Genomic DNA, 18,841 nt, shown 5'->3' with positions numbered 1-18,841 from the left:
TCTAGCGTTAATGAGTTCTCTCCGCCCTTTTTGCCTGACGGCATGGCTGGCTGTGCCCGCAGCAGCGCTGCTGCTGGTGCTGAGTCCGGCCTCGCAGTCGCACGCGCAGACGCAGGCCGCACAGGCAACGCCGGCCCCGCAGCAGTCGGCTGATCCGGCTCTCGCTTCACCGTCCCAGACCACCATCGCCGCGACGTCCCCCGATCAGCGCGGCATCACGGCGCGCGCCATCGACAAGGTGAAGCAGGTTGCGAAATCCGCCGGCGACGTCTTCAGCCGCGTGCCCTGCCTGTCGCCGAAGGGCGGCTCGAAGGCGATGGGCTCGCTGCCGCATGTCGCGGGCAAGCTCGTCGCCGGCCAGCCCGTCGTCATCGTCGCCTTCGGCTCGTCCTCGACCGCGGGATTCGGCGCGAGCTCGCCGGAGTTCAACTATCCCAATCGCCTTGCTGCGCAGCTGCACCGGCACTATCCGACCGCCGACATCACCGTCGTCAATGCCGGCGTCGGCGGCGAGGACGCGCCCGAGATGATGAAGCGCCTCCAGAAAGAGGTGATTGACGTGCATCCGGATCTGGTGATCTGGCAGGTCGGCACCAATGCCGTGCTGCGCAATCTCGATCCCGGCGATACCGCCAAACTGGTCGAGGACGGCATCAGCCGCATCCAGGCTGCCGGCGGCACGGACGTCGTGCTGGTCGATCCGCAATATTCGCCGGCCGTCAACCAGCGCGCGGACAGCGCCGGCAAGATGGTGAAGCTGCTCGGCAAGGTCGCCGAGCTCCGTCACGTCGGCATCTTCCCGCGCTTCGAGGTGATGCGCGATTGGCACGAGAAGCAATCGCTTCCGGTCGAGAGTTTCGTGATCGCCGACGGACTGCACATGAACGATTGGGGCTATGCCTGCTTCGCCCAGCTCCTCGGCGACGACATCATCCGTTCCGTCGGCCAGATCAAACTCGGCGTCAACGTGCCCGCGGACGTGCGGACCTATCGGCCGATGTGACCTGTCGTCCCGGCCTAGTGCGCAATTGCGCACTAGGCCGGGACGACAATAACTCACGCCTTCTCCAGCGCCGCGGTCAGATCCTCGATCAGATCGTCCGCGTGCTCGAGGCCTGCAGAGAAGCGGATGAAGCCCTCGCTGATGCCGAGCGCGGCGCGGTCCTCCGGCTTCAAACGCTGATGCGTCGTGGTGGCCGGATGCGTGACGAGGCTCTTGGCGTCGCCGAGATTGTTCGAGATCTTGGCGAGCTTGAGCTCGTTGAGCACGCGGAACGCCGCCTGCTTGCCGCCTTTGACCTCGAGGCCGACCAGCGTCGAGCCGCCGCGCATCTGCTTCTTCACCAATGCCGCCTGCGGATGATCGGCGCGGCCGGGAAACACCAGCCGCGAAATCTTCGGATGGCTCGCCAGAACGTCCGCAATGCGCGCCGCCGTTTCGGTCTGCGCGCGCACGCGCACGGCGAGCGTCTCCAGGCCCTTGAGCAGGACCCAGGCGTTGAACGGCGAGATCGACGGGCCGGTCTGGCGCATGAAATTGTGGATGTGCTCGGCGATGAACGCTTCCGAGGACAGGATGATGCCGCCGAGACAGCGGCCCTGGCCGTCGATGTGCTTGGTCGCGGAATAGACGACGACGTCGGCGCCGAGCGCGAGCGGGCTCTGCCAGATCGGAGTGGCGAACACGTTGTCCACGACGAGCCGCGCGCCGCCGCTGTGCGCGATCTCGGCGATGCCGGGAATGTCGAGTACATCCAGCGTCGGATTGGTCGGGCTCTCCAGGAAAAACGTCTTGGTGTTCGGCTTCATGGCGCGCTGCCACTGGTCGAGATCGAGGCCGTCGACCAGCGTGGTCTCGATGCCGTAGCGCGGCAGCAAATCCTGCACGACGTAGAGACAAGAGCCGAACAGCGCGCGCGAGGCCACGACGTGATCGCCGGCCTTCAGCGGCGCCAGGATCGCAGTCGTCACCGCGGCCATGCCGGTCGCGGCCGAACGCGCCGCTTCGGCGCCTTCGAGCTCGATCATGCGCCGCTCGAACATCGAGATGGTCGGGTTGGAGTAGCGTGAATAGATGAAGCCGGGATCCTCGCCCTTGAACCGCGCCTCGCACTCCTCGGCGCTGTTGTAGACGTAGCCTTGAGTCAGGAACAGCGACTCCGACGTCTCGCCATATTGCGAGCGCAGGGTGCCGGAATGGACCAGGCGGGTTTCGGGACGGTAGGACGCGGTGGGCGCCGGGGACTTCGACATAGGACCTCCTGAAGTGACCATCGGAAATGGTCACAAAAAAACCGGCCTGGAATATTTCCACGGGCCGGGATCACAGAGGTCCCCGGCCTGTTTAGCGACTTATTTAACGTGGCTGCAAGCCGGCCGGCTCAAATCACCACGGGATAAGTCATGCTCATATTCCGCAATGCCCTTTCCGTCAAGACGTCCATCGGATAGCCGTAAAACGCTCATATTTCCCGCATGTCGGGATGTGTTTGATCCCTGATGAGGACCCCCGGTTGACGTTCACGGTTGCCGCCGACGCCAATGGTATCCTGCCCGACCGCATGATCGCGGCGATGGCGGAGGGCGGTCTCATCCTGCCCGCTTACGACTTCGTCGAAAGCCAGATCCAGCCGGCGAGCCTCGACCTCCGCCTCGGCGACATCGCCTATCGCGTTCGCGCCAGCTTCCTGCCCGGTCCCGGTGCCACCGTCGCCGAGCGCATCGACGAGTTGAAGCTGCACGAGTTCAGCCTCGCCGACGGCGCGGTGCTGGAGACCAACTGCGTCTACATCGTGCCGCTGCTGGAAAGCCTCGCGCTGCCGCCGGAGATCGTCGCGGCCGCCAACCCGAAAAGCTCGACCGGCCGGCTCGACGTTTTCACCCGCGTGATCGCCGACGGCACCCGCCGCTTCGACATGATCGGTGCCGGCTATCATGGGCCGCTCTATGCCGAGATCAGCCCGAAGACGTTCCCGGTGCTGGTCAGCGAGGGCTCGCGCCTGAGCCAGGTGCGCTTCCGCACCGGCGATGCCATCCTCAACATCGACGACCTCGAGGCGCTGCATGCGACCGAGCGTCTCGTCGATGTCGACGATGCCGATCTCACCGGCGGCGTCGCCGTCTCTGTTGATCTCTCCGGCGAGAAGAGCGGCGGCTTCGTCGGCTATCGCGCCAAGCGCCACACCGGCGTGATCGACGTCGATCGCCGCGCCGGCTATTCCGTCGAGGACTTCTGGGAGCCGATCTCGGCCCGTCCCGACGGCAGCCTGATCCTCGATCCCGGCGAGTTCTATATCCTCGCGTCGAAAGAGGCGGTGCAGGTGCCGCCCGATTACGCCGCGGAGATGGTGCCGTTCGATCCGCTGGTCGGCGAGTTCCGTGTGCATTATGCCGGATTCTTCGATCCCGGCTTCGGCTATGCCGGCGCCGGCGGGCTGGGGTCGCGCGCCGTGCTCGAAGTGCGCTCGCGCGAGGTGCCGTTCATCCTCGAACACGGCCAGATCGTCGGCCGCCTCGTCTACGAGAAGATGCTGGCCCGCCCCGACGCCATGTACGGCCAGCGCATCGGCTCGAATTACCAGGCCCAGGGCCTGAAGCTGAGCAAGCATTTCCGGGTTTAGCCATCATCCGTAGCCCGGATGGAGCGCAAGCGTCATCCGGGAAAGTCTCACTTGTGGCGCGATCCCGGATTACGCTGCGCTCCATCCGGGCTACAAGGTGCTGACATGACCAATTCATCCGAACTCGACGCAAACATCCTCGACGACGTCGCCGATGCGCTGATCTATTCGGATCGCTCCGGCACGATCATGCGCTGGAATCGCGCATCGTCCGCACTGTTCGGCTTCTCCGCGGACGAAGCGTTGGGCCAGAATCTCGACCTGATCATTCCCGAACATCTGCGCGCCGCGCACTGGAAGGGTTTCGAGGCCGCGCTTGCCAGCGGCGCGATGAAGCTTGCGGGCAAGCCGACACTGACCCGCGCGCTGCACAAGGACGGACGCAAGCTCTACATCGAGATGACCTTCGCGCTGGTGCGAGACGCCGCTGGAGTTGTGCAGGGATCGGTGGCGATGGCACGCGACGTCACCGAGCGCGTCGAGCGCGAGCGTGCCGCCAAAGCTGTGCAAAATTAAGCCTGCGCAAAATTCGTGATGCGGAATTGGCGAGCCGGCGTGCAGGGCGCCCTGCGTGCGGCTCAGCTTGTCCGTCACCGGCTGCAGTGACACACTCGATCAAAACAACGATCGGGAGCGAACATGACCGCCGCATCAGACTCCACGCAGGAAGCTCTATGGAAACGCTGGCGCGCGGTTGCCGATCTCTATCACGCCTATTTCACCGGCCTGATCCTCACCGTGGTCACGCGTCGCGGCACGGCAGATGCTGCGGAGTTCGTCTTCCGCGTGTTCCGCCGCCAGCAGCAGGAACGCTTCCTGCCGGGGCTGGAGAAGCTCGGGCTGAGCCATCTGCCTCCCGCCGTGGCGGCCGCGCAATATCACTATCTCTCGAACTGGATCGGCGGCGTGCACGTCGAATACATGTATGAGAGCGATCGCAAAGCCTGGATCCGCTATCCCCCGCCGCGCTGGATCTGGAAAGGCACTGCGATCTGCGGCGTGCCGGGCGAAGTCTCGCGCGCGATGCTGCGCGGCTGGCACGCCAACAACGGCGTGGCGCTCGGCGATACCAGATTGGGGTTCGTCTGCACCAAGCAGAGCGTCGACGGCCAGGATGGGCTCGAAGGCTACTATTATCAATATGACCAGCCGCTCGAACTCGACCAGCGCCTCGTGTTCGCGCGGCACCTCGAAGCGCCGCTGTTCGATGCAGCCGCGGCTCCGGCGTTGCCGGTCGCAAGCTGGCCAAGACCGCGACTGGAAAAAGCCTATCGCAACTACGCCATGGAATATGTGCGCACGGCAGCGCCAGTGATGGTGCAGCTGTTCGGTCCGGAGGATGCCGGCTATCTCCTGCATCTCACCGGCAAGCTGATCGGGATGCAATATTTCGATGAGGTCGCTGCAGCACTGTCGATGGGCCGCGGCGGCGCGAGCGAATTCGCGACGTTCCTCAACGCACTGTTGGTCGCGCAGGACGATGTGGGTGAGACGACGCAATCCGAAGGCACGTTCGAAATCCGTCAGAAGAGTTGGAGGTTGATGGACGACGTCGCCGATAATCACCCCGCTTGCGCCAAGGTGCTGGCGGGGTTGTTCGAAGGGCTCGCGGCCGGATGCGGGCGGCACATCGGCGTGCACCTGTCCCCGACGCATGGCGGCCGTCCGCCATTGCTCTGGACGATTGGGTAATGCCGCGCGGGCGTTGGCCTCGTGGTTCGAGACGCCCGCTTCGAGGGCTCCTCACCATGAGGGTCCGACATGTCACCGCGAAACAAGACCTCATCCTGAGGAGCCCGCGAAGCGGGCGTCTCGAAGGATGGCCCCACGGAGACTGAGAGTCGCAATTCCACGGGCTGAAATGCGCTGCCGCAGGGCACGCCTGCATCAGGCGCAGGAGGAATCGGCAATTGCCGTGCTAACAAGCTGAACCTCGCGCCTTCTGCGCGAATAAATTCATTGGCACACCCAGTCATTGCCGCGCCGCAACTGGTGCTCGCGCCCGGGAGAGGACATGTCCGACATCGCCGAAATCCCGGTCGATGAACAAGAGCGTCCGCTGCCGCCGCCACCACGCCCCGTGAGGAGCGCGCTGATGGACGGGCCGATCCTGCGCACGCTGCTCGGGCTGGCTTGGCCCAACGTGGTCGCGCTCTCCGCCGGCACTTGCACGGTGATTGCGGAGACCTCCTATATCGGACGTCTTGGTGTGGAAGCGCTGGCCGCGATGGCGCTGGTGTTTCCGACAGTGATCCTGACCATGACCATGTCGGGCGGTGCGATGGGCGGCGCGGTGGCCTCCGCCATCGCGCGCGCACTCGGCGCCGGCGATCGCGAGCGTGCCGGGACGCTCGCCGCACATGCGCTGCTGATCGGCATCAGCTTCGGCCTGGTCTTCATGCTGGGCATGCTGATCTTCGGACCCAAGGTGCTTGAGATGCTCGGCGGCCGCGGCGACGTGCTGACGCATGCGATCGCCTACACCCAGGTGTTTTTCGGCGGCGCGGTGCTGCCCTGGCTGCTCAACACCATGGCCGGGGTCCTGCGCGGCACCGGCAACATGAAGCTGCCGTCGCTGTTGATCCTCAATTCTGCGGCCTGGCAGATCGTGCTCGGCGGCACGCTTGGGCTCGGGCTCGGTCCGGTGCCGCAATTCGGCATGCGCGGCGTCGCCGCCGGCGCGCTGATCGCCTATTGCATGAACATCGGCGTGATGGGCTGGTACCTGTTCTCCGGCCGCGCCCGCGTGACGCCGAAGCTGCGCGGCCTGCGCATCCAATGGGCGATGTTTTTCGACATCCTGAAGGTCGGCGCCATCGCCTGCTTCTCGCCGCTGCAATCGGTGCTGACGATCTCGATCTTCACCCACATGCTTGCGAAATTCGGCACCGCGATCCTCGCCGGCTACGGCATCGGTGCGCGGCTGGAATTCCTGCTGACCTCGATCGCGTTCTCGTTCGGCATCGCCTCGGTGCCGATGATCGGCATGGCGGTCGGCGCCGGCCGCATCGCCCGCGCCCGGCGCATCGCCTGGATCGCGGCGGCGAGCGCCTTCGTCGCCGTCGGTGCACCGGCGTGCCTGGTTGCGATCTTCCCCGATCTCTGGGTCAACATCTTCACCGACAGCGCGACCGTGCGCGCCACCAGCCATCAATATTTGTCCACGGTGGCACCATTCTACGCCTTCATCGGCCTCGCCTCGACGATGTATTTCTCGTCGCAGGGCGCTGCGAAGGTGATCGGCCCGGTGCTGGCGCAGACCGCGCGGCTGATCTACATTTCGGCGGTCGGCTGGTGGCTGTCCACGCATGATGCCACCGCGCAAAACTTCTTCTGGCTGGCGGCGAGCTCGATGGTCGTGCTCGGCCTGCTCTCGTGCTCCAGCGTGGTGCTGACGCGCTGGGGACCGCGCCAAACCAAACCTGCGATCAGGCCGGCTCTGTCGACCGCCGTGGACTAGCGGCGCCTGTGGCGGCGATGCCCGCCACCGCCGCCGACATTGGCGAGCCGCATCAGTTGCGGAATCATCGCCATCATGTCGCCGCCGCCGGCGCCGCCGAGCATGCCCATGATTTCGCCGCCACCCATGCCGCCCATTCCAGTCGGCATGGTGCCGCCTGCGCCCATCGGCGCGTAGCCGCCGTAATTTGGCGCACCGAAACCGCCGCCGAGATTGCCGCCGCCGAGGCCGCCAATTCCGCCGCCGCCCATCATGCCACCAAGACCACCACCGCCATTCTCCATCATGCGGCTCATCATGGGGCCCATGGTCTGCATCATCATGCCGAAGCGGCGCTTGCCCATCTTGGCCTTCATCATCTCCAGCATTGGCGCCATCTGGGTCATCATGTCCTCGCCGCCGGCACCTCCGCCGCCGAGGAACTGCGCCTTTGCCGGTCCGCTCGAAATCGAAAACATCAGCAGCACGGCGGCCGCCTGGCAGATCACCTTGTCCGCACCTCTCATGGCCTGCTCCTCGCGTGCGGGGCGCCGCCGGGAGAGCGGAGCCAACCGGACGCACGCCGCCATGGTTAGTGCGGACGAGGGCTGGGCTCCGTGAGAAAGATCACGCAGCCGCGGCCGGAAACGCTCGGTGTATGGCGGCGACGGCGTCCTTGGTCTGTCCCTGCACATAGGGCGCGAGCTCGTTCGGCAGCATGTCGATGATCCAGAGCAGGCGGCATCTCGCCTCGCCCTCGGCAATCACCTGCACCGAGGCGCTGTAATGCTTCAGCCGCTCGTTGTTGATCGCGTAGACCAGCCGCTGCCGCGCGTCGTCGCAATCGACCAGCACCTCGCGCGCCACCGATCCGTTGGCGAAGGTGACGACGCGCGCGTCGCCGTCGAGCGTGCAGGCCATGACGAAGCCCGGCGCCAGCCGCCGATGCAGCGCGCCGAAATCGCGCACCGCATCCCAGACGTCGCGCGCCGGGGCGGGCAGGGGAATGTCGTTGTGGATGGAGGCCATTGTTGAATCCTGGTTGAGTCCATTGATGTAGAGAGGGGAGCGATAGTACCGGCGTCTCAGCTGTCATCGCCCGACTTGATCGGGCGATCCAGCATTCCAGAGGCCGCTGTGATCGAATCGGGAAATTGCGGCGTACTGGATGCCCCGGTCAAGCCGGGGCATGACAGCGTGTGTGTAGTGAGGGCTGCCGCACTCACGTGCAAACCGCCTCGACATTGTTGCCATCGGGATCGATCAAAAACGCCGCGTAGTAAGTCGGGCTGTAATCCTTGCGCGGGCCGGCGCCGCCATTGTCGCGGCCGCCGCTCTTCAAGCCCTCGCTATGGAATGCCTTCACCGCGTCATGATCGCCGGCGCGAAACGCGATATGCGCGCCGTCGGCCTTGCGCCCCTTGTTCAGGTGCAGCCATAGCCCGGGTTCGCCCTTCGGCCCGAAGCCGGCATAACCGTCACCGCTCGAGCACAGGACATAACCGAGCGGCGCCAGCACCGCGGTGTAGAAGCGCGTGGCGGCGTCGAGGTCGGCAACGCGCAATCCGATATGGTCGTACATGGTCGTCTCCATTGCCAAAGCGCGCCGCAATCGGCGCGCGCCGGAGACGAACCTAGTCAGTTGAGGGCAAGTTGCTCTTGGAGAATCTTGCGCTCCCCCTTCGATGCCTGACGGAACTTGGTCGGCGATACGCCGGCGGCGCGGTGGAAGGTGCGGACGAAGTTGGAGAGATCGCCGAAGCCGACGTCATAGGCGATGTCGGTGACTGCGATGTCGTCGTCGGTCAGCAGCCGCGCCGCATGCCGCAGCCGCGAGCGCACCAAATATTGGTGCGGCGTGACGCCGAGCACGGCGGAGAACAGCCGCAGGAAGTGGAAAGGGCTGAGGCCTGCCTGCCGCGCGGCCTGTTCGAGGTCGACCTCGGCATGCGAATTGGCGTCGATCCACAGCGCGGCTTCCACGGCGCGGCGGCGGTCGCGCGCGGTCGGCGTCGTCGGCTTGCGCGCCTTGCCCGAGACGACATCGACGAAACGGCCGGCGAGGATCTGACCCACCTCGTCGAGACCGAGGTCGCTGTTGCCATCTGCCGCCGTCTGGGCGAGCTCGCCCAGCACCATCAGCTCGGGCAGCGGCGGCGTCGCGCCGACCTGCCAGACGTCGCGCCGGCCGCCGAGCGCGTCGACCAGATCCTCGTTGAGGAAAAAGGACAGGCAGATGTCGCCGGCGACATGCTCATGCGTGCAGGTGTATTCCTCGCCCGGCGCGCCGACCAGCATCGATCCCGCGACCAGATCGAAGAAGCCGGCGCGGCAATGACAGCCAAAGCTGCCCGCGCGGACATAGGCAATGGAATGGCCGGTGCGACACTCCGCAAACGGGCTGTCGTCCGGTCCCGCGTCGCAGCGAAACTCGGAGACGGTCATCGAGGGAGTGGTCAGCAGCGTGGTTGCGTCCATGCCACCTATCTAGGTGGAGGGTCTCGGAGGGGCAACGGGCAGCAGCACGTCGAACAGCGTCTTGCTGGCGATTGGATGGGCGCCCTCCAGCGACAGCAGCCGCCGCTTGGAGATCACCCCGCCATAGGGCGAGAGCCGGTCGGTGTAATTGCCGGCCTCCAGCACCCGGTGGCAGGGCACGATCAGCATGTAGGGATTTTTCGCGATCGCCTGGGCCACAGAATGCGCGGCGCCGGAGGCGCCCAGCGCCTTGGCGATCTCGTGATAGGTCCGCGTCTCCCCGCGCGGGATGGCGCAGGCGGCTTCATAGACCCGCCGGTTGAAACCGGGCACCCCGCTCGCGTCCAGGCTGACCTCGGAAAAATCAGCATCGCTGCCTTGCAGCAAGCCCACGATGCCCTCGATCGCGAACGCGGCGTTCGCGGAAGGCGGCTGCTCGCGCGCCTCGGGATGGACCTGGAAAATCCGGCGGCGGGTGTCGATCTCCCGCGCCTCCGGCAATTGCACGGCGACGATACCGGTGCCGCTCCAGATGATGCCGCAGCGCCCTATGGTCGTGTCGAATATCGCGTAGCCACGCCCCACCATGCACACGCCCCACTCAGTGCACGTCTCCCCAGACAGGCAATCATAACACCGCCACAATCCGGCGCACCCAAAATCTTGCCGGAAACTCAAGAAGGGTCGGGCGGGCTGCGCCAAAGCGCTTGGCGAGATGCGCCGTCTCGGCTAATCAGAGCGGGCGCAGGCTGCGCATCCGCGGGCGTAGTTCAATGGTAGAACGGCAGCTTCCCAAGCTGCATACGAGGGTTCGATTCCCTTCGCCCGCTCCAAAGCCTTGGCCGCAGCACAGTCGCACTGACTCGAAGTCTCTCTTGGCGATCCGCCCGGGCGCAACGGCACGTTGAGCTGACGCTCGCTGCGCTTAATCCATTGCGCTTAGCACGAACTGCAGGCTGTCGAAGGGCGGGCCGGGAGTTCATGTTTCCCGGTCCGGGTCACCCCCAACGCAAGTCCAGTGCGCAACACCTGCGGCCTCACTGAGGGCCTGGTCCGGATGAAGCGAGTTGCACTCCGTGTCGAGCGCAAATCGCAGACGGAGATGGTCCATGCCTGATGTACGAATCCATATCGCCGCAGCTGTGCTCGCGACACTCGCAATCGGCTCGGTGTACGCCATGAGCTCGGTGCAACAGCAGCCGGCCTCTGCGAGTTCTGCCCACGCCATGATCCCGCGGAAGCAAGCAGCCGTGCACCCGGTCAAGCCGGCGCCGCACAGGCTCGTGATCCAGGTCAACCAGAACGATGCCGCCGTGATGAATCTCGCGCTCAACAACGCCACCAACGTGCTCGACTATTACCGCAAGAAGGGCGAAGAGGCCGACGTCGAGATCGTGGCGTTCGGTCCTGGATTGCACATGCTGCGCAAGGACACGACGCCGGTCGCCGATCGCATTCACGCCATGACGGACCTCGCCTTCCCGAACAAGGTTCGCTTCGCCGCATGCGGCGTCACCCGGGAGGGGATGGAAAAGAAGGAAGGCAAGCCGCTCGAGCTGCTGCCGGAGGCTTCCATGGTTGCCTCGGGTGTCGTGCGCATGATGGAGCTGCAGGAAAAGGGCTGGAGCTACGTCCGGCCGTAGACAGGAACCAACAAGGGGAGGCCGGGATGATGCGCAAGCTGCTGTTCGTGCTGGCTGTGTCGCTGCTCGCGTTGCCCGCTTCCGCCCAAACTGCCACCAGGCCCGGCGCTGCCAAACAGACGACGGAACCGGTCGCGTCTGCGCCCGCGCGAGGGAACCGGTCGGTGCGGGCCACTCAACAGCGGACGGCCGAAGAGGACGTGAGAGATCGCATCAATGCAGGCACGGTCGGATTAGCCGCCGGGCTCCTTGAAGGCGCACCACTCCGCTTCGCGACCGAGATCTCGCGCGTGGTCAACGAGAGCGGAAAGGTGCACGTGCTTCCGGTGGTGACGCGCGGACCGACCGAGAATGTCAACGATGTGCTCTATCTGAAGGGGATCGACATCGCGATCATCAACAGCGATTCGCTCGACGAGTATCGCGCGCAGGTGCCCGAGATCGGAAAGCGCATCGTGCATGTGATGAACCTGTTCCCGTCGGAGCTGCATGTCTTCGTGCGTCCCGAGATCAATTCGCTCGCCGACCTCGCGGGCAAGAAGGTGAACTTCAACACGCAGGGCACGGCCGCCGCCTATTCGGGTCCACTCATCTTCAGTCGTCTCGGCATCGAGGTGGAGAAGGCCTTCGTGCCTCACCCGGCCGCGCTGGAGCAGATGCGCAAAGGCGAGATGGCGGCTGTGGTTTTCGTCACGTCGAAGCCGGTGGACGCGTTCGTCAAGCGCAAATGGGACGACGGCTTCAAGTTCCTGCCGGTCCCCTGGGGTGCCAAGCTGGCGGACTATTATGTGCCGGCCTCTCTGACGTCGGCCGACTATCCTGCTTTGGTGCAAGCAGGGCGGGATATCGAGACGATCGCGGTGCCGACGGTGCTGGTCGCCTATAACTGGAATCCGGGTACCCCACGCCATGACAGGGTCACCGCTTTCGTGAATGAACTGTTCAGCAGGCTCGATCAGCTGCGCGCGTCCGGCTTCGATCCGAAGTGGAAGGAGGCCAATCCCGGTGCGGGCGTTCCCGGACTGCAGCGCCTCAAGGCGGCTGAGAACTGGCAGGAGTCCCAAATGTCCAATCGGACGGGACGTCCATGAGACGGCTCGCCGCCGTCCTGTTCGCCAGCCTTGAGATCGCGGAAGCCCATGGTCAATCCGCCTCCAGCACGCTTAGGGGTCTGGACCAGTGCTTTGCCCAGACGCGTGCAGCGGAAGCTGCCTGCGATCAGGCGGGCATCGACACCGCGCTGCGTCTCGGATGCAGGCTGAAGGCACACAGCGCGGAGAAACGGTGCCTCGACAGCCTGTTCGCCAACAAAGACGAGGTCCGACAACCCGACGATATCCCCTCCAAACCGCACGCCGGTATGCAACCGTTGCCACCCGAAGCTGAACCGGCGCCGGCGATGACGCCGGCCAATCGGGACGACGCAATCGCGGGACTGTCAATCGCCGAGGGCTGGTTGATCAGCGAGACCACGTCTCCAAGGGACTTCTCGCCGCTCTTTGTCGCCAAATTGTATGCGCTTGCGCCGGTGACGGCCAATGCACCAGAAATGCTCGTGCTACGTTGCCGTAACCAGCGGACCGAGCTGTCCCTCGGCTCCAATGGCCTCTGGCGCGCGTTGCGCGGAGGGGAAGTCGACGTCGCGATCTCTCCCGACCAGGCCACGGCGCGGCCAATGCGTTGGCGATTGGCATCTGACGGTCGCACGGCGTCCATGCCGGAGGATCCGGTCCAATTGGTACGCGCATTGCGCGCCGGAAAGACGTCTATCTCCGTTACCGACGGTGCGGGGCGCAACACCAGCGCCATCTTCGAGCTCGCCGGCGTCGATTCCGTCCGCGCCAGGCTCGCAAGCGCCTGTCGTTGGGCGAGTGCGACGGTCGAATCCCGAGGACGATGAACGGATTTTGCGCCGAGGATGCATTCGCGCGCGCCGAAATTCCAATATATTGGCATCTCATTCCCGGCATTCGCTGTTTCCCGCGCTAGGCTCTCTCCCAAGCAAATGCGGCTGCCGAAACAGCGCTCGGATAGGGGCTATGGACCAGCAAAAGCTCGATCGCGCGATCGGTCGTCGCTTGAAGACGGTGCGGACGCAAGCCGGCATGACGCTGAATGAGCTGGCGGCGCGCTCCGGCGTCAGCCGGGCCATGATCGGGCGGGTGGAGCGGGCGCAGAGCAGTGCGACGGCGTCGCTGCTCAACAAGCTCTGTGCCGCGCTCGACGTGTCGCTCAGCGACGTCGTCGCGCTCGCCGAGAAGCCGCCGGAGCGGCTGGTGCGGCTCGCCGACCAGCCGCACTGGCGCGATCCCGACAGTGGCTATCGCCGCCGGCACGCCTCGCCGACGGACGCGGCGAGCGGCATCGAGGTCATCGTCGTCGATTTGCCGGCCGGCGCGCGGGTGCCGTACAGCCCCTGGGGGCGCAACGCCTTCACCCAGCAGCTGCTGATGCTGGAGGGCGCGATCGCCGTGCACATCGACGCCAAGGCGGTTCGCCTGCGCGAAGGCGACTGTCTCGACTTCGACGTGATGCGCGCGGTGATCTTCGAGAACGAGACCAGACAGGACGCGCGCTACGTCATCATCACGCGCCGCGGCGCGTCCTACGGCAAGATGTGAGACCGTGACGATGCAGATCCGCACCGGCGACACCTTTGATCCGCGCGTCATCGCGCTGCTCGACCATCACGTCACGGAGGCGCGAGCACAGACCGCGCCGGGCAGTGCCCATGCGCTTGACCTCGCCGGGCTTCGTGCCCCGGAAGTCGCGTTCTGGACCGGCTGGGACGGCGACACGCTGGTCGTCACCGGTGCGCTGAAGTCGCTGTCGGGAGCGCATGGCGAGGTGAAGTCGATGCACACGCTCCAGACCACGCGGCGGCGCGGCTTTGGCGGTGAGATGCTCCGCCACATCATCACGGAAGCCCGCGCGCGCGGCATGGTGCGGCTCAGCCTCGAAACCGGCTCGTGGGACTATTTCAAGCCGGCGCACGCGCTCTACCAGGCGCATGGCTTTGTCCTCTGCGGCCCGTTCCAGGGCTATGTCGAGGATCCCAACAGCCTGTTCCTGACCCTGGATCTGTCGGCGAGCCGTTAGCTCAGGAGCGCGTCTGCTCGATCCTGTCGAGCACGCGCTCGGGTGCGATGTCGCGGCTTGCCTCCTCCAGATCCCGCTTGGAGTCGGGCTGGACGTCGAGCCGCTCGGCGATCTGCGTGAGCAGGCGGGCAACCTTGGTCAATTCGTGCTCGGCGAGCAGGCTGATCTGGAGATCGAGATCGGCGCGCTTGTCCGCTGCTGCGCTCATGCGGTTCTGCGAGATCAGCACGAATGTCGACAGGAAGATCGCCTCGACCGAAGCAATCATCGCGAGCACCACGAAGCTCTCGTCCCAGGCCGGGATTCCCGGCAGCCAATGCAGATTGGCGATGATCCAGAAGCCGAACACCGCGACATGGAGGTAGACGAAGGCCATGCTGCCGGTGAACGCCGTGATCGCATCGGCAAGCTTTTCTTGACCCCTGGCACCGCGCTGCTCGCGGCGGCGGCGCTCGACCAGGGCCTGGATGTTGCGCTCGAGCGTCGGGCTCAATCCCTCGCCGGGATCATGGGTGATATCGTTACGCACGGGGCAGCAACGGCGGACGGAAGCGGCTGTTCCTGGACTCAGCTGCGGGAAAATGCCTGCCGCCCCTCAAAATGAGTTGCGTACCTCAAAACACCTCTGCTAGCCTTCAGCCATGGCCGAGACGCTCACCACGACCGCGCTGACGCTGAAGGACATCGCCCGCCAGGCCGGCGTCAGCCTCGCGACGGTGGACCGCGTCCTGCACAATCGCCCGGGCGTGCGGCCGGACACGGTCCGGCGCGTCAAAGAGGCGATCGAGCGCAATTCGTTCCAGCCCCACGTGGCCGCCGCCGAGCTCGCCCGCGGCCGCGCCCGCCGTTTCGCTTTCGTGATGCCGTCGGGGCCGAACCCGTTCATGCAGCAGATCCAGGATTATCTCGGTGAGATGTCGGGCTGGCTGTCGTCCCGTCGCCTCGGCGTCGAGACGGTCGCAACCGACGTGTTCGATCCGTCCGTGCTCGCCGCTTCCCTGGAAGGGCTCTCGGACGATTACGACGGCATCGCCGTGGTGGCGCTGGACCATCCCGGCGTCCGCGCCGCCATCGACGATCTCGTCGATGCCGGCGCCAAGGTCGTGACGCTGGTCTCGGACGTGCCGTCGTCGCGCCGGCACCATTATGTCGGCATCGACAACATTGCCGCGGGACGCACCGCCGGTGCGCTGGTGGGGCGGCTGGTCGGACAAAAGTCCGGCAAGGTTGCGATCGTCGCGGGCTCGCAGGGCTTGCGCGACCATGCCGAGCGCATTTTTGGCTTCAACCAGGTGATGGCGTCGGAATTCCCCGGCCTCAGTGTGCTGCCGGTGCTCGAAGGACGCGACGAGGACGCGCGTTCGGAACAATTGTTGGCGCGGCTGCTGGGCAGGCATGCTGACATTGTCGGCCTTTATAATGTCGGCGCCGGCACGCAAGGCGTCGCCAACGCGTTGAATGAGAAGGCCTTGAGCGATGCCGGCCGCGACAGGCAGGTGGTGTTCGTCGGACACGACGTCACCGCGCTGACGCGCCGGCTGCTGCTGCAGGGTGTGATGCATGCCGCGATCTCGCAGAACCCCGGACACGAAGCGCGCGCCGCCGTGCGCGTGCTGCTCGCGCTCGCCCGTGGCGAGCCGATCTTGCGCGAACAGGAGAAGATCAGGATCGACATCGTGATGCGAGACAATCTGCCTTAGCGGCAGGTGGATTCAAAACGACCCGTTGCGGATAAGGCGACCTTGAGTTCGCGCACCGCAACAGGCGAAAGGGAGGACGGCGTGTATCTCGGAATCGACATCGGCACATCAGGTGTGAAAGCGGTGCTCGTGAGCGAAGCCGGCGCGGTTGTCGCGACGGCGGCGCGCGAGCTTGCGCTGTCGCATCCCGCGCCGCTGTGGTCCGAGCAGGATCCCGATGGCTGGGTCGATGCGGCGGTCGGCGCGGTCGACGATCTTGCCGCCCGCCATCCGCGCGAGGTCGCGCGGGTGCGCGGCATCGGGCTATCCGGCCAGATGCACGGCGCGACGCTGCTGGACGATGATGGACGTCCGCTGCGTCCCGCGATCCTCTGGAACGACGGCCGTTCGCACGCAGAATGCGTCGCGCTGGAGCGGCGCTGCCCGTCGCTGCACACGATCGCCGGCAACCTGGCCATGCCCGGCTTCACCGCGCCGAAGCTGCTCTGGGTCGCCAGGCACGAGCCGAAAATCTTCGCGCGCGTCGCGAAGGTGCTGCTGCCGAAGGCCTATGTCCGCTATCGCCTGACCGGCGAGATGATCGAGGACATGTCGGACGCGGCCGGTACGCTGTGGCTCGACGTCGGTCTGCGCCGCTGGTCGCCCCTGCTGCTGCATGCCACCGGGCTCGATCTCCATCACATGCCACGCCTGGTTGAGGGCAGCGACGTCAGCGCGACGCTTGCGCCGGATTACGCGCAACGCTGGCGCATGGCAAAGAATGTCGTGATCGCCGGCGGCGCCGGCGACAATGCCGCGAGCGCGATCGGGCTCGGCGCCATCGCGCCGGGCGATGCCTTCCTGTCGCTTGGCACATCCGGCGTGGTGTTCCGTGTCACGGATCGGTTTGCACCGGCGCCGGCCTCGGCGGTCCATGCGTTCTGTCACGCACTGCCCGGCCGCTGGCATCAGATGGGCGTGATGCTGTCGGCTGCGGCTTCGCTGGCCTGGCTCGCGGGCGTGATGGAGACGCCGGCCGCAGCGCTGCTGGCGCCGCTCGGCGAGCGTGTCGATGGACCGAGCCCGGTCCAATTCCTGCCTTATCTCGACGGCGAGCGCACGCCGCACAACGATGCCGCCGCCAGCGGCGCCTTTGTCGGCCTGCGCGGCGCGACCGGGCGCTCCCAGATCGTTCAGGCCGTGCTCGAAGGCGTCGCCTTCGCCGCGCGCGACAATCTGTCGGCGCTGAGCACGGCCAGCGGACCGCTTCCCGAGGTCGATCTCGTCGGCGGCGGCTCGCGCTCGCCGCTGTGGGCGCAGATCTGCGCCGATGTGCTCGGCATCCCCGTCCACCGCGTCGAGGAGGGCGAGGTCGGTGCGGCGCTCGGTGCCGCCAGGCTCGGCCGGCTCGCCGCCACCGGCGAAGACGCGGCTGCGGTTTGCACCCGTCCGCGCCGGCTCGCGAGCTTTACGCCTCGCGCATCGGTCGCTGCCGCCTATGACGAGGCCTATCGCCGCTGGCGCGAGCTTTATCCTGCGTTGAAGGAGTGTGCCTGAGTGAACGCTTCTGTGAAATTCTTCGATACAACAGTGCCTGTCGCCTTCGCCGGCGGGGATGCGGGAAACACGCCCGCGTTCCGCTGGTATGACAAGGACCGCCTCGTCCACGGCCGCAGGATGGAAGAGCATTTGCGTTTTGCGGTCTGCTATTGGCACTCGTTGTGCTGGCCCGGCGGCGATCCCTTTGGCGGCGAGACGTTCCTGCGGCCCTGGCACCACGGCGCTGATGCGATGGTGCAGGCGCGCGCCAAGGCCGACGTCGCCTTCGAGCTGTTTCGTCTGCTCGACGTGCCCTTCTTCACCTTCCACGACGTCGATGCGGCGCCGGAAGGCAACTCGCTTGGCGAATCTGTCGCCAACCTCAATGCCATCGCCGATCTGTTCGAAGCGAAGATGGCCTCGAGCAAAGTGCGCCTGCTCTGGGGTACCGCCAATCTGTTCACGCACCGCCGCTACATGGCGGGCGCGGCCACCAATCCAGACCCCGAGATATTCACCTATGCCGCCGGCCAGGTCCGCGCCGCGCTGGAGGTGACGCACCGTCTCGGCGGCCAGAACTACGTGCTGTGGGGCGGGCGCGAGGGCTACGAGACGCTGCTCAACACTGATCTCGAGCGCGAGCTCGACCAGCTCGGCCGCTTCGTCTCGCTGGTCGTCGAGCACAAGCACAAGATCGGCTTCAAGGGGCCGATTCTGATCGAGCCGAAGCCGAAGGAGCCGACCAAGCATCAATATGATTTCGACGTCGCCACTTGCTACGGCTTCCTCGCGCGTTACGACCTGCTGAAGGACGTCAAGCTCAACATCGAGCAGAACCACGCCATCCTCGCCGGCCACTCCTTCCATCACGAGGTCGCGCTCGCGGAGGCGCTGGGTGTGTTCGGCTCGCTCGACATCAACCGCGGCGACGATCTGCTCGGCTGGGACACTGACCAATTCGCGATGAACGTGCCCGAGCTTGCCCTGGTGTTCCACGAACTCCTGAGCCGCGGCGGCTTCAGCTCCGGCGGGCTGAATTTCGACGCCAAGATCCGCCGCCAGTCGATCGATCCCGACGATCTGATCCATGCCCATGTCGGCTCGATGGATGCCTGCGCGCGGGCGTTGCTCGCCGCCGCGGACATGCTCGACGCGGGCGTGCTCACTGCGCCGCTCGCGAAACGCTACGAGGGATGGGCCGGCCCCGAGGGCCGCGCCATTCTCGGCGGCCAGCGCTCGCTCGCCGAACTTGCCGACCGCGCGCACGGCCCGGGCTTTGACCCGCAGCCGCGCTCGGGCCGGCAGGAATATCTGGAATCCCTCGTCAACCGCTACGTCTGAGGA

Annotated in this window: 20 protein-coding genes, 1 tRNA gene and 1 riboswitch; of the genes, 14 read left to right on the top strand and 7 right to left on the bottom strand. The window is 65.8% G+C overall.

From position 1 onward, the window contains the following. Positions 1 to 10: 10 nt before the first annotated feature. A complete protein-coding gene (locus AC0L3C_RS28540) occupies positions 11 to 1,003 on the top strand; it encodes an SGNH/GDSL hydrolase family protein (protein ID WP_473409571.1) in 993 nt (330 codons plus the stop codon). A 53-nt stretch (positions 1,004 to 1,056) separates the two neighbouring features. On the opposite strand, the gene AC0L3C_RS28535 is transcribed toward AC0L3C_RS28540, so the two are convergent. Beyond that, positions 1,057 to 2,253 (bottom strand): O-succinylhomoserine sulfhydrylase, encoded by a 1,197-nt coding sequence (locus AC0L3C_RS28535; protein WP_473409570.1) that lies wholly within the window; start codon positions 2,251 to 2,253, stop codon positions 1,057 to 1,059. Between the two features lie 70 nt (positions 2,254 to 2,323). Then, positions 2,324 to 2,403: riboswitch (SAM riboswitch) on the bottom strand. An 80-nt stretch (positions 2,404 to 2,483) separates the two neighbouring features. Here AC0L3C_RS28535 and AC0L3C_RS28530 point away from each other — a divergent pair. The 4 genes from AC0L3C_RS28530 (at position 2,484) to AC0L3C_RS28515 (ending at position 7,080) form a co-directional block, all read left to right on the top strand. Next, positions 2,484 to 3,620 (top strand): 2'-deoxycytidine 5'-triphosphate deaminase, encoded by a 1,137-nt coding sequence (locus AC0L3C_RS28530; RefSeq protein WP_473267048.1) that lies wholly within the window; start codon positions 2,484 to 2,486, stop codon positions 3,618 to 3,620. Between the two features lie 105 nt (positions 3,621 to 3,725). Beyond that, positions 3,726 to 4,136 carry a PAS domain-containing protein gene (locus AC0L3C_RS28525; protein WP_473282079.1) on the top strand — a complete coding sequence of 137 codons (411 nt, stop codon included), beginning with the start codon at positions 3,726 to 3,728 and terminating at the stop codon, positions 4,134 to 4,136. A gap of 123 nt (positions 4,137 to 4,259) precedes the next feature. Then, positions 4,260 to 5,312 (top strand): hypothetical protein, encoded by a 1,053-nt coding sequence (locus tag AC0L3C_RS28520; RefSeq protein ID WP_473265052.1) that lies wholly within the window; start codon positions 4,260 to 4,262, stop codon positions 5,310 to 5,312. A gap of 322 nt (positions 5,313 to 5,634) precedes the next feature. After that, positions 5,635 to 7,080 carry an MATE family efflux transporter gene (locus AC0L3C_RS28515; RefSeq protein ID WP_473265053.1) on the top strand — a complete coding sequence of 482 codons (1,446 nt, stop codon included), beginning with the start codon at positions 5,635 to 5,637 and terminating at the stop codon, positions 7,078 to 7,080. Here the strand turns inward: AC0L3C_RS28515 and AC0L3C_RS28510 are convergent. From AC0L3C_RS28510 to AC0L3C_RS28490, 5 genes are all read right to left on the bottom strand, one after another. After that, on the bottom strand, positions 7,077 to 7,586 hold the full coding sequence (locus AC0L3C_RS28510) for a hypothetical protein (RefSeq protein WP_473265054.1): 510 nt from the start codon (positions 7,584 to 7,586) through the stop codon (positions 7,077 to 7,079). The two genes, AC0L3C_RS28515 and AC0L3C_RS28510, sit on opposite strands and share 4 nt — an antisense overlap. A 100-nt stretch (positions 7,587 to 7,686) precedes the next feature. Next, the gene (locus AC0L3C_RS28505; protein WP_473265055.1) at positions 7,687 to 8,088 is read right to left on the bottom strand and encodes an SRPBCC family protein; all 402 of its coding nucleotides are present in this window, start codon (positions 8,086 to 8,088) and stop codon (positions 7,687 to 7,689) included. A gap of 193 nt (positions 8,089 to 8,281) precedes the next feature. Beyond that, positions 8,282 to 8,641 (bottom strand): VOC family protein, encoded by a 360-nt coding sequence (locus AC0L3C_RS28500; protein ID WP_354063977.1) that lies wholly within the window; start codon positions 8,639 to 8,641, stop codon positions 8,282 to 8,284. 56 nt (positions 8,642 to 8,697) lie between these two features. Next, positions 8,698 to 9,537 carry a helix-turn-helix transcriptional regulator gene (locus tag AC0L3C_RS28495; protein WP_473409569.1) on the bottom strand — a complete coding sequence of 280 codons (840 nt, stop codon included), beginning with the start codon at positions 9,535 to 9,537 and terminating at the stop codon, positions 8,698 to 8,700. A 9-nt stretch (positions 9,538 to 9,546) separates the two neighbouring features. Beyond that, complete coding sequence (locus AC0L3C_RS28490; protein WP_473282085.1) at positions 9,547 to 10,125, bottom strand: methylated-DNA--[protein]-cysteine S-methyltransferase; 579 nt, start codon at positions 10,123 to 10,125, stop codon at positions 9,547 to 9,549. A gap of 171 nt (positions 10,126 to 10,296) precedes the next feature. Here AC0L3C_RS28490 and AC0L3C_RS28485 point away from each other — a divergent pair. The 6 genes from AC0L3C_RS28485 to AC0L3C_RS28460 all read left to right on the top strand — a co-directional run bounded on the left by AC0L3C_RS28485 (position 10,297) and on the right by AC0L3C_RS28460 (position 14,279). Beyond that, a tRNA-Gly gene (locus AC0L3C_RS28485) sits at positions 10,297 to 10,370 on the top strand. A gap of 276 nt (positions 10,371 to 10,646) precedes the next feature. After that, positions 10,647 to 11,180 carry a DsrE family protein gene (locus tag AC0L3C_RS28480; RefSeq protein WP_473282087.1) on the top strand — a complete coding sequence of 178 codons (534 nt, stop codon included), beginning with the start codon at positions 10,647 to 10,649 and terminating at the stop codon, positions 11,178 to 11,180. 26 nt (positions 11,181 to 11,206) lie between these two features. Further along, entirely contained in the window at positions 11,207 to 12,271 is a 1,065-nt protein-coding gene (locus tag AC0L3C_RS28475; protein ID WP_473409568.1) for a TAXI family TRAP transporter solute-binding subunit, read from the top strand. Next, positions 12,268 to 13,080, top strand: coding sequence for a type VI secretion system-associated protein TagO (locus AC0L3C_RS28470; protein ID WP_473265060.1), 813 nt, complete (start codon positions 12,268 to 12,270; stop codon positions 13,078 to 13,080). Before AC0L3C_RS28475 ends, AC0L3C_RS28470 begins: the two co-directional genes overlap by 4 nt. A 139-nt stretch (positions 13,081 to 13,219) precedes the next feature. Further along, entirely contained in the window at positions 13,220 to 13,801 is a 582-nt protein-coding gene (locus AC0L3C_RS28465) for a helix-turn-helix domain-containing protein (RefSeq protein WP_007597841.1), read from the top strand. 10 nt (positions 13,802 to 13,811) lie between these two features. Further along, on the top strand, positions 13,812 to 14,279 hold the full coding sequence (locus tag AC0L3C_RS28460; RefSeq protein ID WP_473409599.1) for a GNAT family N-acetyltransferase: 468 nt from the start codon (positions 13,812 to 13,814) through the stop codon (positions 14,277 to 14,279). 1 nt (position 14,280) lies between these two features. Here AC0L3C_RS28460 and AC0L3C_RS28455 read toward each other — a convergent pair whose 3' ends face one another. Then, on the bottom strand, positions 14,281 to 14,808 hold the full coding sequence (locus AC0L3C_RS28455; RefSeq protein ID WP_473409567.1) for a DUF1003 domain-containing protein: 528 nt from the start codon (positions 14,806 to 14,808) through the stop codon (positions 14,281 to 14,283). Between the two features lie 112 nt (positions 14,809 to 14,920). Between AC0L3C_RS28455 and AC0L3C_RS28450 the strand changes: the two genes are divergently transcribed. From AC0L3C_RS28450 to xylA, 3 genes are all read left to right on the top strand, one after another. Next, positions 14,921 to 15,979 carry a LacI family DNA-binding transcriptional regulator gene (locus AC0L3C_RS28450; protein WP_473265061.1) on the top strand — a complete coding sequence of 353 codons (1,059 nt, stop codon included), beginning with the start codon at positions 14,921 to 14,923 and terminating at the stop codon, positions 15,977 to 15,979. An 81-nt stretch (positions 15,980 to 16,060) separates the two neighbouring features. Further along, positions 16,061 to 17,515, top strand: a complete 1,455-nt coding sequence (xylB, locus tag AC0L3C_RS28445) for a xylulokinase (protein ID WP_473409566.1) — start codon at positions 16,061 to 16,063, stop codon at positions 17,513 to 17,515. Next, positions 17,516 to 18,838 (top strand): xylose isomerase, encoded by a 1,323-nt coding sequence (gene xylA / locus AC0L3C_RS28440; protein WP_473409565.1) that lies wholly within the window; start codon positions 17,516 to 17,518, stop codon positions 18,836 to 18,838. Positions 18,839 to 18,841 lie beyond the last annotated feature (3 nt).

It is taken from the genome of Bradyrhizobium sp. WSM4872, from assembly GCF_055811715.1.
The sequence above is the reverse complement of the archived record's forward strand: the minus strand, read 5'-3'. Positions and strand labels throughout refer to the sequence as shown.

Excerpts from the sequence above, each read along its gene's own strand:
- AC0L3C_RS28540 (WP_473409571.1), top strand. The coding sequence starts at position 11 with ATGAGTTCTCTCCGCCCTTTTTGCCTGACGGCATGGCTGGCTGTGCCC.
- AC0L3C_RS28535 (WP_473409570.1), bottom strand. The coding sequence starts at position 2,253 with ATGTCGAAGTCCCCGGCGCCCACCGCGTCCTACCGTCCCGAAACCCGC.
- AC0L3C_RS28530 (WP_473267048.1), top strand. The coding sequence starts at position 2,484 with ATGTGTTTGATCCCTGATGAGGACCCCCGGTTGACGTTCACGGTTGCC.
- AC0L3C_RS28525 (WP_473282079.1), top strand. The coding sequence starts at position 3,726 with ATGACCAATTCATCCGAACTCGACGCAAACATCCTCGACGACGTCGCC.
- AC0L3C_RS28520 (WP_473265052.1), top strand. The coding sequence starts at position 4,260 with ATGACCGCCGCATCAGACTCCACGCAGGAAGCTCTATGGAAACGCTGG.
- AC0L3C_RS28515 (WP_473265053.1), top strand. The coding sequence starts at position 5,635 with ATGTCCGACATCGCCGAAATCCCGGTCGATGAACAAGAGCGTCCGCTG.
- AC0L3C_RS28510 (WP_473265054.1), bottom strand. The coding sequence starts at position 7,586 with ATGAGAGGTGCGGACAAGGTGATCTGCCAGGCGGCCGCCGTGCTGCTG.
- AC0L3C_RS28505 (WP_473265055.1), bottom strand. The coding sequence starts at position 8,088 with ATGGCCTCCATCCACAACGACATTCCCCTGCCCGCCCCGGCGCGCGAC.
- AC0L3C_RS28500 (WP_354063977.1), bottom strand. The coding sequence starts at position 8,641 with ATGTACGACCATATCGGATTGCGCGTTGCCGACCTCGACGCCGCCACG.
- AC0L3C_RS28495 (WP_473409569.1), bottom strand. The coding sequence starts at position 9,537 with ATGGACGCAACCACGCTGCTGACCACTCCCTCGATGACCGTCTCCGAG.
- AC0L3C_RS28490 (WP_473282085.1), bottom strand. The coding sequence starts at position 10,125 with ATGGTGGGGCGTGGCTACGCGATATTCGACACGACCATAGGGCGCTGC.
- AC0L3C_RS28480 (WP_473282087.1), top strand. The coding sequence starts at position 10,647 with ATGCCTGATGTACGAATCCATATCGCCGCAGCTGTGCTCGCGACACTC.
- AC0L3C_RS28475 (WP_473409568.1), top strand. The coding sequence starts at position 11,207 with ATGATGCGCAAGCTGCTGTTCGTGCTGGCTGTGTCGCTGCTCGCGTTG.
- AC0L3C_RS28470 (WP_473265060.1), top strand. The coding sequence starts at position 12,268 with ATGAGACGGCTCGCCGCCGTCCTGTTCGCCAGCCTTGAGATCGCGGAA.
- AC0L3C_RS28465 (WP_007597841.1), top strand. The coding sequence starts at position 13,220 with ATGGACCAGCAAAAGCTCGATCGCGCGATCGGTCGTCGCTTGAAGACG.
- AC0L3C_RS28460 (WP_473409599.1), top strand. The coding sequence starts at position 13,812 with ATGCAGATCCGCACCGGCGACACCTTTGATCCGCGCGTCATCGCGCTG.
- AC0L3C_RS28450 (WP_473265061.1), top strand. The coding sequence starts at position 14,921 with ATGGCCGAGACGCTCACCACGACCGCGCTGACGCTGAAGGACATCGCC.